Source organism: Streptomyces gossypii (genome assembly GCF_025165795.1).
Taxonomy (GTDB): domain Bacteria; phylum Actinomycetota; class Actinomycetes; order Streptomycetales; family Streptomycetaceae; genus Streptomyces; species Streptomyces gossypii.
On the sequence record NZ_JAJAGO010000027.1, the window covers coordinates 1 to 12,626 of the forward strand.

General features: G+C 71.6%; 10 protein-coding genes. 1 reads left to right on the forward strand and 9 read right to left on the reverse strand.

Features of this window, described 5'->3' with window-relative positions:
- From LHJ74_RS33400 to LHJ74_RS33440, 9 genes are all read right to left on the reverse strand, one after another.
- On the reverse strand, positions 1-1,333 hold a 1,333-nt coding region (locus LHJ74_RS33400; RefSeq protein WP_260222100.1), incomplete at its 3' end, for an AfsR/SARP family transcriptional regulator.
- A 377-nt stretch (positions 1,334-1,710) separates the two neighbouring features.
- Positions 1,711-2,964, reverse strand: coding sequence for a cytochrome P450 family protein (locus tag LHJ74_RS33405; protein WP_260222101.1), 1,254 nt, complete (start codon positions 2,962-2,964; stop codon positions 1,711-1,713).
- On the reverse strand, positions 2,886-4,268 hold the full coding sequence (locus tag LHJ74_RS33410) for a cytochrome P450 (RefSeq protein WP_260222103.1): 1,383 nt from the start codon (positions 4,266-4,268) through the stop codon (positions 2,886-2,888). The genes LHJ74_RS33405 and LHJ74_RS33410 overlap by 79 nt, the downstream gene beginning before the upstream one ends.
- Entirely contained in the window at positions 4,265-4,879 is a 615-nt protein-coding gene (locus LHJ74_RS33415; protein ID WP_260222104.1) for a GTP-binding protein, read from the reverse strand. The genes LHJ74_RS33410 and LHJ74_RS33415 overlap by 4 nt, the downstream gene beginning before the upstream one ends.
- Complete coding sequence (locus LHJ74_RS33420; RefSeq protein ID WP_260222105.1) at positions 4,851-5,237, reverse strand: DUF742 domain-containing protein; 387 nt, start codon at positions 5,235-5,237, stop codon at positions 4,851-4,853. Before LHJ74_RS33420 ends, LHJ74_RS33415 begins: the two co-directional genes overlap by 29 nt.
- Positions 5,234-5,659 carry a roadblock/LC7 domain-containing protein gene (locus LHJ74_RS33425; protein ID WP_260222106.1) on the reverse strand — a complete coding sequence of 142 codons (426 nt, stop codon included), beginning with the start codon at positions 5,657-5,659 and terminating at the stop codon, positions 5,234-5,236. Before LHJ74_RS33425 ends, LHJ74_RS33420 begins: the two co-directional genes overlap by 4 nt.
- Positions 5,656-7,242: an ATP-binding protein gene (locus LHJ74_RS33430; protein ID WP_260222107.1), complete on the reverse strand. Its 1,587-nt coding sequence runs from the start codon at positions 7,240-7,242 to the stop codon at positions 5,656-5,658. The genes LHJ74_RS33425 and LHJ74_RS33430 overlap by 4 nt, the downstream gene beginning before the upstream one ends.
- Positions 7,243-7,575: 333 nt before the next feature.
- The gene (locus LHJ74_RS33435; protein WP_260222108.1) at positions 7,576-8,211 is read right to left on the reverse strand and encodes an NAD(P)-dependent oxidoreductase; all 636 of its coding nucleotides are present in this window, start codon (positions 8,209-8,211) and stop codon (positions 7,576-7,578) included.
- Positions 8,212-8,305: 94 nt separating this feature from the next.
- Positions 8,306-9,820: a CehA/McbA family metallohydrolase gene (locus LHJ74_RS33440; RefSeq protein ID WP_260222109.1), complete on the reverse strand. Its 1,515-nt coding sequence runs from the start codon at positions 9,818-9,820 to the stop codon at positions 8,306-8,308.
- A 646-nt stretch (positions 9,821-10,466) separates the two neighbouring features.
- Here LHJ74_RS33440 and LHJ74_RS33445 point away from each other — a divergent pair.
- Positions 10,467-12,608, forward strand: a complete 2,142-nt coding sequence (locus LHJ74_RS33445) for a serine/threonine-protein kinase (RefSeq protein WP_260222110.1) — start codon at positions 10,467-10,469, stop codon at positions 12,606-12,608.
- Positions 12,609-12,626: the final 18 nt, after the last annotated feature.

Below are 12,626 nucleotides of genomic sequence, written 5' to 3' on the forward strand. Positions count from 1 at the left end.
CGAGGTCGACGAGGTGCGCGCCGGCGAGGTCGACCATGCGGGCGCGGCTGGTGACCAGTGCGGCGCAGCCCGGTGTGCCGGGGAGGAGGGGTCTGACCTGTGCGGCGTCGCGGGCGTTGTCGAGCAGTGCCAGTACGCGGCGCCCGGCGAGCAGGGAGCGGTAGAGCGCGGCGCGCTCCTGTACGCCGTCGGGGATGACGGCGTCCGGGGTGCCGAGGGAGCGCAGGAAGGCGCCCAGGACGGCTTCCGGCTCGGCGGCGGCCGGGCCGGCGCCCTGGAGGTCGACGTAGAGCTGCCCGTCCGGGAAGTGGGCGCGTGCGGCGTGCGCGACGTGGACGGCGAGGGTGGTCTTGCCGACACCACCGATTCCCGCGACCGCGGAGACGGCCATCACGGTGCCCTCGGCTGCGGCGAGTTGCTCGCCCAGTTCGGTGACGAAGCCAGTGCGGCCGGTGAAGTCCGCCACGGTGGCTGGAAGTTGTGCAGGGCGGAGCGCGTCGGTGGATCCGCCGCGCGCCGGGGCGTCGGCGGAGAGGGAGAGTTCGTCGTCGGCTTCGAGGATGCGCTGCTGGAGCTCGGAGAGTTCACTGCGCGGGTCGACGCCGAGCTCGTCGGCGAGCAGGCGGCGGGTGTCGGCGTAGACGGCGAGGGCCTCTGCCTGGCGTCCGCTGCGGTAGAGGGCGAGCATCAGGAGTTCGCGCAGCCGCTCGCGCAGCGGGTGCGCGGCGGTCAGCGCGGTCAGTTCGGAGACCGCCTCGGCGTGGGCGCCGGCCTCCAAGTCCAGGTCGAGGCGGTGCTCCAGGAGCTGGAGGCGCCATTCCTCCAGGCGCACCCGCTGGGTCTCGGCGTACGGGCCGGGCACGTTGGCCAGCGGCTCGCCCTCCCACTGCCGCAGCGCCCGGTCGTAGAGCTCCCGTGCTCGGGGCCGGTCGCCCGCCGCCGCGCACTTCTCGGCGTCGGTGGCCAGGGAGTTGGCCACGTCGGCGTCCAGTACGGCGCCCGCCCTGGTGGTCCGGATGGCGTAGCCGCCCGATTCGCTCACCAGAAGGTCGGCGTCGGGTGCCAGTGCCTTCCGGATACGGGAGGCGTAGGTGCGCAGGGTGGCTTTCGCCTGCTCGGGCGGTTCTTCGCCCCACAGGGCGTCGATGAGTTCCTCGGCGGTGGCCGTGTGGCCGCCGCGCAGCAGCAGTGCGGCCAGCAGCGCCTGCTGCTGTGGCGATCCGGTACTGAGGGCGTTGTCACCGCGGCTTGCCCGGACGGGACCGAGCACGGTGAAACGCAGCTGATGACCGTGCTGTTCGGTGTCGCGTCCCGTGTGGCTCTCGGCGCCCATGGTGCCCCCTGCCGTCGTGCGCTCCGCTTCCGCATCGGTCAGTCTGCCTTGTCCAAGTCCCGTGCGTCAGCACGGTACCGGCCTCATCCACCAGGTTGTCGCGTGGATGTGGCTATTCTGCGACTTGTGCCGCTCATGCAGGACTGACTTGACGTCAGATCGGCGCTTCCTATTCCGCATAGCCGCCGCCCGGGAGGGTCAACTCGCGGGAGCGGCCATGCGATCCAACCCTCTAACGTATGGCAGGGCCGGGAGTCAGCCAAGTTGCCGCGTGGATATTCGGCTATCAGGGCGTGGAGGTCGTGTGCGCAGTGGCCACCAGGGGTGAAGGCGGCCCGAGGCGGGCGGGAAGTCTCCCCGTCCCGCCCGGGGCGTCGTCAGCTCGCCGGGGTCAGGCGGACCGGCAGCGTCGCGTGCCCGTTCGCGATGAACGACGGCACGTGTTCGATCTCCTCGGCGGGCACCGCGAGCCGGAGGTCCGGGAAGCGGGCGAAGAGTGCGGGCAGCGCCGTCCGGGCCTCGATGCGGGCCAGCGGGGCGCCGAGGCAGAAGTGCACGCCGTGTCCGAAGGCGAGGTGTTCGCGGTCCTGGCGCCGGATGTCGAACTCGGCGGCGTCCGGCCCGTGCTTGAGGGGGTCGCGTCCGGAGGCGCCGAAGGTTGCGAGGATCGGGTCGCCCTGCCTGATGGTGCGGCCACGGCCGTCGGCCGCGTCCTCGCCGCCGTTGATCTCGATGTCCTCGGTCGCGTAGCGCAGCGGCATGCTGCCGACGCTGGGCGCCCAGCGCAGTGTCTCCTCGATGACCTCGTCCCACGGCACTTCACCGTCGAGCACCAGCTTGAGCTGGTCGGGGTGGGTGAGCAGCGCGTGCACCGCGTTGCCGATGAGGTTGACGGTGGTCTCGTGCCCCGCGCTGAGCAGGAGCAGCAGGGTTGCCTGCAGCTCGACCTCGGTGAGCCGGTCACCCTCGTCGTCACGGGTGGCGACGAGCGCACTGGCCAGGTCGTCGGCCGGGTGTTCGCGCTTGTGGGCGACCAGCTCGGAGAAGGTGGACGCGATGTCCGCCATCGTCCGTGCGGCCTCCTCCGGCGTGGTGTTGGTGTTCATGATCCGCTCCACCAGGTCGGAGAGGTCCTCCCGCGACTCCTCCGGGATGCCGAACAGCCCGCAGATGACCAGCATCGGCAGCGGGAAGGCGTACGCGGCGCGCAGGTCGACGGTCGCCCCGGGCGGCGTCTCGGCCAGCGTGTCCAGCAGGGTCGCGGTGATGCGCTCGACCTCCGGACGCATCGCCTCGGTGCGGCGGCCGGTGAAGGCGGGCGCCATCAGTTTGCGCAGCCGCCGGTGTTCGGGACCGTAGGAGGTGAGCATGTTGACCGGGGCGATCCAGGGCTGGATCCAGCTGTCGTGGAACTCGCCGCGCTGCCAGGCGGGCCAGTGCGCTCTCGGGTCCCGGGAGACGCGCGGGTCGGCCAGCAACTGTTTCAGCAGGTCGAATTCGCTGATGGACCAGGCAACGATGGAGCCGGGCAGTTCTACGCGCGTGGCAGGGCCTAGCTCGCGGAGGCGGTCGGCCTCGCCGTTGACATCGCGTCCGGCTGGGTCGAGGACGAAGGGCTGCTGCTGGCCCATGGGGTGGCTCCTGCCTGGTCGGGGGTGATCGGCGTGAATCTGGCCGGGAGCTCGACGAGCCCTCGGTGGAAGGGGCCGTGGCGCCAGACCAGCTCGTCGTGCGGGACGGTGAGCTCGATGTCCGACAGCCATGCCGTGAGGCGTTCGATCGCGGTCGTCGCGATGAGCAGCGCGGGATTCTGCACCGGGCAGGCGTGCGGCCCGGCGGACCATGCCAGGTGCGCCCCGCCGCCGGAGCCGCCCGCGCTGGCGGCCTCGCCCGGCGCCGTGCGGCCGTGCTGGGTGTTGGCGGCGGCGTACGAGATGAGGACCAGCTGGCCCGCGCGTATCCAGGTGCCGTGGAAGAAAACGTCACGCGTGGGGAAGTGCGGCGACAGGTTAGACATCGGCGGGTCGTTCTGCAGCACGTCGTGCAGGGCGTCACGGGGCGTGAGACCGCCGCTGGAGAGGGTGCTGTAGTAGCGGTTGTCGGACAGCATCCGGGCGAGGGCGTTGCCGATCAGGTTGGTCGTCGCGTTGTGGCCCGCGGCCATGGTCACCACGATCTCGGAGGCCAGCTCCTCCGGGGTCAGCCCGGCCGGGTGGTCCATGTACCAGGAGGTGAGGTCGGCACCGCGCTGCACCTGCTTGGTGCCGATCAGCTCGCCGATGTAGGCGGAGAACGCCTCGTTGGCGGTGACGGCCTCCTCGGGGGTGTTGGCGTCCAGCATCCCGCACAGGGCGGTGACCAGCTGTGCGCTGTAGGAGTCGGGCATCCCGAAGAGCCGGTTGAACACCAGGACCGGTACCTGGGCCGCGTATTCGGCGATCAGATCCACCTGACCGCGGGAGGTGAAGCGGGCGATCAGCGTCTCGGAGACCTGCCGGGTGTGCTCGCGCAGCTCGTGCGGGGTGAACAGGGAGAAGCTCTCGGTGATCACCTGGCGGTAACGGCGGTGCGTGTCACCGTCGTTGACGAGCGCGTTGGGGCGCCAGCCCATCATGGGCAGGACCGGCGAGTCGGGCGGCACGGTCGCCTGCCAGGCCCGCGAGTCCTTGCTCCAGGTATCCGGGTCGTGCAGCAGCTCCAGCGCCGCCCGGTAGTCGGTGACGAGCATCGCGCCGATGCCGGGCGCGATCTCGACCGGGGCGAGCGGGCCGTACTCGCGCAGCCGGTCGTAGACGCTGTACGGGTCGGCGGCGAACTCCGCTCCGTACAGCGGTATGACCTCGTGGGCCAGCGGCGCGGCGACGGGCAGGGAGGCGGTGGTGCTGGATATGCCGGGCTGGCGGGAGGTGCCGTCCGGGCCGGGCGTGCTGGTCACTCGTTCTCCAGGGGCGTATGGGCGAGCACATGGCCGACGAGGGCGATCAGCGCGTCGGCGGACTGGTCGTGGTCGCGGGCGTCGCAGTGCACCAGGGGGGTGTCGGGGTGCAGGTCGAGATGGTCGCGGAGGGTCTCGGTCGTGTGCGGCGGCGAATCGGGGAAGGTGTTGACGGCCACCGCGTAACGCAGTCCGGCCTCCTCCACCATGTCCATCACCTCGAAGGAGTCCGCCAGCCGCCGGGTGTCGGTCAGCACCAGCGCGCCCAGCGCGCCGCGGGCGATGTCCTGCCACAGCGGACGGAAGCGCCGCTGGCCGGGCGTACCGAAGAGGTAGAGCACCAGATCGCCGGGCAGCGTACGGCGCCCGAAGTCGATGGCGACCGTGGTGGCCGACTTCTCCCGCACCCCGGCGAGGTCGTCGACAAGCGCCCCGCTGCGCGTCATGACCTCCTCGGTGTGCAGCGGCGGGGTCTCGGAAAGCGATCGGATGAAGGTCGTCTTGCCGACCCCGAACGGCCCTGCGACGAGCAGCTTCACCAGCGTCTGGTGAGTGCCGTCCAGATAGCCCGTGACGGGGCCGCTAGGAGGACTTGAGAGTGCGGAGTCCATCGAGAACCTTCTCCAGAAGCTCGCGTTCGGGCAGTCGGTGTGCGGGAACGGGTGGACGGGCGTGCAGGAGACCGGTGTCGACAAGGTCGGCCACCAGTACCTTCACCACGCTTACCGGCAACCGCAGATGGGCTGCGGCCTCGGCGAGTGAGAGCGACCCCGGCCGCAGCAGTTCCAGCAGCCGCCGCTCCTCCGGCCGCAGACCGTCGGGACCGCCCAGGCCGGTGCCCGAGGGGCCCGGACCGGCCGGGTTGTGCAGCAGGGAGAGGCGGTCGAGTGTGTTGCGGCTGGGCCGGGCGCGCCCGGAAGTGGCCAGGTAGGCCGGGACCAGACGCCTGCTGTTCCGGGAGGAACTCATGCCGGCACGTCGTCGCGAGGAGGACTGGCCATTGCCTTTTCTCCGAGCGTGGCGACCTGCACCTGCATCTGATGCGTGACCACCCGCATGTTGACGTCCGGTCTGGCGAAGACCGTCAGGCAGGTGTTCTCACCCGCGGGTATCGCGAAGACCCAGCCGCGGTCGGATTCGATGACGGTCTGCCGCAGCCGCACGTCCGGCTCGCCGGAGAACGCCAGCGAGGTGGTGCGGGCGGCCCCCTGCAGGGCCGACATCATGGCGGCCACGCCCTCGGCGGCCTCCCGCTCCAGGCCGGGCGAGCGGCCCTGGACGAAGCCGTCGCCGGATATGACGGCCGCGTGCGCGACATGGGGGAGTTCCAGCAGCGGCGCCAGCACCCAGGACATGTCCTCGGGAACCGGGCGACGAGTGGGGAGGGTCATGACGGGGGGTTCCCTTCGGGGGCAGTGGAGGGTCCGGAGCCGTCAGTGGGCTCGGCGGGCCCGGCGGCTTCGGCGGGCGCAGCGGTCTGGGCGGAATCGCCGGTGATCGCGGCGCGGCCGGACTCGGTACCCCGCTGGAAGTCGCCCCAGCGTTCGGCGCTGCGCTCGGCGTCCGCCTCTGCCTCGGGGGCCGTTTCCGGCGGCGACAGGGGTGGGGCGGGGGGCTGCGGGGATGCTGCGGCCTGCGGCTCCGGCTGGCGGCGGCGACGCCGGGGGAGGGCGGCCTCTTCGGCGGCTGCCGCCGCGGGTGCTGCGGCTGCGGGTGCTGCGGCTGCGGGGGCTGCCGGTTCGGCGGCTGCCGGCGGTGCGGGCGATTCGGCGGCTGCGGCCGGTGCGGCGGGTTCGGTGCCGGCGGTGCCGGCGGTGCCGGCGGTGCCGGGCACGGTGGGGCCGGGCGGCGCGGTGCGGGGTGCGGTGGGGCCGGAGGCGGGCAGGGGTGTCATGGGGGACAGGGGGTGCCTCTCCTCGTCGAGCAGGGTGAGCAGCGGCTCGCCCGGGATGTGCACGATCGCGCGGACACCGCCGTACGGCGAGGTCTCCACGTGCACGCTGAAGCCGTACTGGCGCACCAGCTGGCCGACGGCGGCGAAGCCGGAACGCACCGGGTCGCCCAGTTCGGTGAGCAGCACCTGATCCTGACCCGACATCAGCTGGCGGGCGCGGCGGACCTCGTCCTCGTGCATGCCCACGCCGGCGTCGTCGATGATCACCGTCGCGCCGCGGTTGCCCTGCTGGACGGTGACGGCGACGGGGAGGTCGGTGTGCGAGTAGTGCAGCGCGTTGGCCATCAGCTCGGTCAGCGCGACCGCGACGGGCTCCACGGCCCGTGCCACGACACCGACCGGATCGCGCAACTGGCTGGTGACCTGGATGCGTTCGTAGCCCTGGAGCCGGGAGGTGGCGCCGACGACGATGTCGGCGACATGGGAGTCCTGGCGGGTCAGCCCCGGCCAGGACCCGCACACCACCGCTGTCGTCTGGATGCGGCGCAGCGCCTGCTCGTTGAGGAAGTCCGCAGCCAACAGGTCCTGTGCGAGGAGCGGATCGTCATGCCGTTCCTGCATCTCCTGTAGCAGCGTCTGCAGTTGGTAGAGCAGCGCCTGGATCGTCGTCGAGGTGCTGCGCATGGTGGCCTGGGCGGCGGCGTCGACCCGCATCCGCTCCTTGTCGATCGACTCGCCGACCGTCTCCAGCACGGCGCTGAGTGCCTCGTCCAGGGTGCTGCCCGCGATCCGGGGGTCGGCCGGACCGCGTACGGACATGTGGGGGTGGGTGAGCGCGGTGGCCAGGTCGGGCAGCCTGACGGCGGCGAGGTGTCGGATCTCGGCCTCGGCGAGCGGGATGCGTCCGGCCAGGTCGTCGCGGTGCCGGGTGACGTTCCCGAGGTCGGTCTCAGCTGTCGCGGCCCGCGTTCGCAGGCTGCGCAACTGTCCACGGGTGCGGGCCAGATAGGGCGCCATTCCTACGGCGGCGACCGTACCCACAGCCAGGAGTACGGTCAGAGCCACCGGTATCTCGGTCATCTGAATCCTCGGTCAACTGGATTTCTGAATACGGATACCGGATACGGCCTCCGAAGTCAGGTACTGGGCAGTGCGGTTGTGGCGGCGCGAAGGGAAAGCAGCTTTCGCGCAGGCAAGTTGGGCGCCCAAGGTCCCCTTTCTCCCCAGGCGCAGGAACATCACCATGTTGCCGCAGTCACAGCCGCACCACACCCCGTGGAGTGAGACTTCTTACATGGTCTGCGTCACGGGAGCCGATCTCGTCAGACTGGTTACGGGTGCGAAGTGCCCGCCCGCACGGGGGCCGTGGCGGGTGGTGGTGGCGGCCCGGAGGCTGTGGCCGCTGGTGCGCCGTCAGCTGCTGACGCCCACCACCTGGCCGTACGTCGCCCGGTCGTCGACCAGGTCGAGCATGGCGCGGGCCACGTCCGGAAACGGGATCGTGCTGCCGACCGGCCCGGCGCCGACGGTGTGACGGTAACGGCCCTGGCCCGGCTTGTCCTTGAGCTGCGGCGGCCGCAGCGCAGTCCAGTCCAGATCGCTCTGCCGCAGGACCTCCTCCATCACCACCAGGTCGCCGTACCACTCCTTGAAGACGGCCCAGAGCAACGGTGACCACACCCGGTGCATCGATCGTGGCTGGCCCTCGCCGGTGCGGTTGAGCGGAGCAGCGCTGATGACGATGAGCCGCCGCACGCCCAGCGCCGTCATCGCCTCCACGGCGGCACGGGCGGAGGTGGAGGCGGGCTTGAGCGGATCGTGCCGCCCGGACGGGCCGATGCCGGACAGCACCGCGTCCGCGCTCCCGACCGCGTCCTTCACGGACGCGGCGTCGAGCGCGTCCGCCCGCACGACGGAGAGATTCTCGTGCTCCAGCGGCAACTTCGCCGGATTCCGCACCGCCGCCGTCACCTCGTGCCCGTCCGCCAGAGCATGCGTGACGAGATGACGGCCGGTACGGCCGGTGGCACCGAGAACTGTCAGTTTCATCGGGCGGTCCTCTCCTGGAGATACGACGCGCAGGTCAGCCCATCAGTTGGTGAGTGGGCGTTCACCAACCCCAGTGTAGAAGGCACGGTCCCGTTCAGTCGCGTGCCGTGAGCCACAGCGGGTTGGTCATGGCGGCCATCGGGCCCGGCAGCCCCGAGGTGTCGCCGTCCCGTACCGGGTGCCGCAGCTCCGCCCGTACGTAGCGGGCCAGCGAGGCCGTCGTCCGCCAGCTCACGGTGGCCGAGCCGCCGGGGACGGGCTCCGCGTGCAGCTGTCCCTGATCGGTGAGCAGCCGGACCGTCGCGCCGCTCGGTGCCCCCGTCACCTCCAGCCGCACCGTCACCGCCGCGTCCGCCGGGACCCCCAGCGACTCGCCGATGCCCGCGTGCTCGCCGCGCGGACCGGTGGCCGACAGCTTCAGCGTGACGGCGGAGGACTCGGCGAGGTAGCTGCGCCCCTTGCGCATCCCCTCCAGCAACGCCCGGCGCGACAGGTCCTCTGCGCGGACGACGGTCTGCGGCAGGCCGACCTCCTGACCCTCCCGGTGGGCGTCGCTGCTGCCCATCGCGGGCAGCCAGTCGTCGTCCGCGACGAGCGTGTTGTCCCAGGCGGCGACGGAGAGTTCGTCATCCGGCGTCCACGGGCCGTTCCACACCTCGACCGCGTCGGCCCCCTCGTAGCCGAACTTCCACTGGCAGCCGACGAACGGGCAGTTGGGGTGCGCGGGCACCACCAGCCCCCCGGCGCGGTGGATCTGCCGGACATAGCGCTCGTACGCGTCGTCCCGGGCCCGGTAGCGCCAGTCCACGAAGGTGCCCGGCTCGGTGCCCAGCGCCAGATAGTGACCGTTTCGCGTGGTGACCTCCTCGCCGCACAGAATGAGCAGGTCCTCACCCCACAGCCCCGCCCAGGCGGCGTGTCCCGAGGTGGTGTTGTGCTCCGTGGTGGCCAGGAAGTCGAGCCCCGCCGCGCGGGCTGCCGCGGCGACCTCCCCGGGGGTGCGCTTTCCGTCGGAGTGCACGGTGTGCAGATGGCAGTCGCCCCGGTACCAGTCGCGGCCACGGCCCCGCACCCGCTCCGGCGGATACGAGGGCGCCGGGGTGCGGCCCGGCTTCCCGTACCGGAGGGTGACGGTGACCTCGTACGACAGGCCCTGCGGCGCGACCGTGTACGGGCCCAGCACGACATGCCAGGTGCCGGGGCGCACAGGGCCCGGCAGGTAGCCGGGCGTGGCGCGTTCGGCGCTGATCGCGAACTCCGTGCGGAAGCCGCCCGACCAGCCGCGGAAGCCACGGCCGCCCAGCCGGGTGCCGCGCTCGTCGAAGATGCCAATGTCCAGCGCGTTGCCCGGCGTGCCCGCCGGGACCTGCGGCTTGTCGTAGCCGTACGACACGGCGATCTCGCGGACGCCGTCGGGCACCTCGACCGGGAGGTAGACATAGTCCGGCGCGCCGGTGGGGAGCGTGCCGCGTACCGTCTTGCGCTCCTCACCGGCGGAATCACCGGGCCCGTCGGTCCGGGCCGGACTCGCGAAGGCCACACTGTCGAGGGTAAGCACGCCTGCGGTTCCCGCGGCGGCGGAGAGCTTGAGTACCTTGCGCCGTTCCATACGGTCGGGTCCCCTCGGGTCGGATATGCCGTCGTGCCGAGGGTTGTACGCCCGAATGACACGAAGGGGAACGGTGCGGGACGTACCGCTGTCCCTCAGGGGCGGCCCACCAGGTGCCCGTGCCGGGCCGTACGCCGTGCCCGACTCGGTCAGACGTGTGTGCCACCGGCAACGCACTGGCAGCGTCAGGCCCCTTTGCCGCACCAGCCGCCGCGGGCCTTACCGGCGCTGCTTCTCAAACACGCCCTGGTAATCGGCCATGTCGGTGACCTGCGGGGATCTTCCCGGTGGGCCTCTGAGCTGGCCCTTTACTGATGGCTGGCGATGGGGTACGACGGTCGCGATCGGGTGCCCTGCGGACTGTGTGCGGACTGCTGCGGCGGCGCTCCGCCGTCGGAGTAGTGCCCTTTGAGAAGTAGATGAACGCCTCGCCGCTGGCTGGTTGGGTAGCCGAGATGGCGGGACCCAACCTCCAGCCCACCTGGTACCCGCGATCGTGAGGTTTCCGGGGAGGCTTCGCCGTAAGGGTGGTGGCGGGCGTGCGGAGTGGGAACCGTGGGGGAGGTGCCGGGAGTCCGGTGCAGGGAGGGCCCGTTGAGGTGGCGGGTCGGCGTGGGGCCCGCGGGTGGGCAGGAGGGGCGGGACAGTGGCGTCGGTACCGTTGACAGTGGGGGATCCGGTGCGGGTGGGCCGGTACCGGCTGCTGGCCCGGCTGGGCCAGGGCGGCATGGGGCGGGTGTACCTGGGGCGCTCGCCCGGCGGGCGTGCGGTGGCGGTGAAGGTGGTGCGGGACGCGCTGCTGCGGGACGAAGCGTTCCGGCGGCGCTTCGTGCGCGAGGTCGAGGCGGCACGGCGGGTGACGGGATTCTTCACCGCCGGGGTGGTCGACGCCGATCCCGAGGGGAACCCGGCCTGGCTCGCCACCGAGTACATCCCCGGACTGTCCCTCCAGGACGCGGTGGCCCGGCACGGGGTGTGGCGGCAGCAGGCGGTACGGGGCCTCGGCGCCGCTCTGGCCGAGGCACTCGCCGCCGTGCACGCGGCGGACCTGGTGCACCGCGACCTGAAGCCGTCGAACGTCCTGCTGGCGCCGGACGGTCCCCGGGTGATCGACTTCGGCATCTCGGCGGCGGCCGGCGACACCGCGCTCACCGAGACCGGGATGGTGATCGGTACAGCCGGCTTCATCCCTCCCGAGCAGCTGCGCCACGAGAGCTTCGGACCGGCCGGTGACGTGTTCGCCCTGGGGGCGGTGCTGGCGTACGCGGCCGCGGGCGTCGGCCCGTTCGGCGGCGGCGCGTCCCACGCGGTCAACTACCGGGTAGTGCACCAGGACCCGGATCTGAGGGGCCTGCCGCCCGCACTCGCGGAGGTGGTGGCCCGGTGCCTGGCGAAGGACCCGGAGGAGCGGCCCACGGTCCCGCGGCTGCTGGACGCATTAGGACACCCGGAACCCACCGCCGGTGACCACCACGCGCGACGGGGCGATCTGGTACGGGAAGGCGACGTCACAACGGCCGGTTGGATGCCCGGCCCGGTGGTCGACTCGGCCACGCGGCTCCAGGCCGAGGTGCCGACCGAGCCCGTGCTCCGGGCGGGGGACGGTACGCCGGAGCCCCCGGACACCACCGCACCGCCGCGCCCCCGGCGCCGCCGTCTGCGGACGGCCTTCGCCGCGGCGACCGCCATGGCCGTCGTCGTGACCGGCGCCGTCATGTGGCAGGTGGCTGCGAGCGAGGAGAAGGACGACTCGCCGCCCGCAGCCCCTCCGAACGTCGAAGAACTCTGGTCCCGGCCGCTGGACGAGGGACAGACCATGGCCACGATGGCGGAGCGGACGGTCTACCTCCAGAACGAGGACCGCCACGAGATCACCGCCCTGTCCCTCGCCGACGGCTCCGATCGCTGGGCCCGCCGGGTCAAGATCTCCGACATCTCCGGGGAGAGCGACTACGTGAGGAACACGGTGGGAGACGGCATCGAGATCACCGCCGTCTCGGGCGGCCTGCTGTACTACGGGAGCGGCCAGTACCTGTACGCGCTGGACGCGGACGATGGTGATCCGCTCTGGAAGTACATGGACGACTCCTTCCACCCCTCCCCGGTGGGCGTGGACGGCGCCGCCTACGCGCACATGAACGCCTTCTTCTACGTCCTCGACCCGCGCACGGGGGACGAGCTGTGGAAGTACTCGTTCGACGGCCTGACGTCCGACGACGTCACCGTCACCGGCGACGCCCTCCTCACACACGGCGAGAAGACGCTGATCGCGGTCGATACCCGCACGCGCAAGGAGACATGGACCTACGAGGCCGACAGCGAGGTGGAGACGGCACTCGTGGTGGCGGGCGGAAAAGTCTACTTCGGTACCAAGGACGGCGCCCTGTACGCCGTCGACGCCGCGTCGGGCGAGGAGGTGTGGCGCGGCACCTTCGAGGGGGAGCTGTGGGACGGCCGGCTCGGTGGGGGAGCGGGCAGGCCAGAAGTGGCCGACGGGACCGTCTACTTCGAGAACGACGGCTATGTGTCGGCCTTCGACGCGGACACCGGTCGGGTGCTGTGGCAGAACAAGCAGAAGGCCGAGGAGGTGACGTCCCTGACCGCCGTGGACGACACCCTCCTCGTCCACGACTCGGACGGGTACCTGAGCGCGCTGAACGCACGCAGCGGAAAGTCCCGATGGCGGGAACCGGTCGACGTGGACGACGACTCGGACTTCGGGATCGTCGGGAACACCGTGTTCGTCGAGCTGGACGGCCGGCTGACCGCCTACCGGGCCGCGACCTGATCCACATGTCGTCCACAG

Bases quoted from the DNA above. Each gene is read 5' to 3' on its own strand.
- LHJ74_RS33405 (WP_260222101.1), bottom strand. From the start codon at position 2,964: ATGGGCCAGCAGCAGCCCTTCGTCCTCGACCCAGCCGGACGCGATGTC.
- LHJ74_RS33415 (WP_260222104.1), bottom strand. From the start codon at position 4,879: ATGGACTCCGCACTCTCAAGTCCTCCTAGCGGCCCCGTCACGGGCTAT.
- LHJ74_RS33420 (WP_260222105.1), bottom strand. From the start codon at position 5,237: ATGAGTTCCTCCCGGAACAGCAGGCGTCTGGTCCCGGCCTACCTGGCC.
- LHJ74_RS33425 (WP_260222106.1), bottom strand. From the start codon at position 5,659: ATGACCCTCCCCACTCGTCGCCCGGTTCCCGAGGACATGTCCTGGGTG.
- LHJ74_RS33430 (WP_260222107.1), bottom strand. From the start codon at position 7,242: ATGACCGAGATACCGGTGGCTCTGACCGTACTCCTGGCTGTGGGTACG.
- LHJ74_RS33435 (WP_260222108.1), bottom strand. From the start codon at position 8,211: ATGAAACTGACAGTTCTCGGTGCCACCGGCCGTACCGGCCGTCATCTC.
- LHJ74_RS33440 (WP_260222109.1), bottom strand. From the start codon at position 9,820: ATGGAACGGCGCAAGGTACTCAAGCTCTCCGCCGCCGCGGGAACCGCA.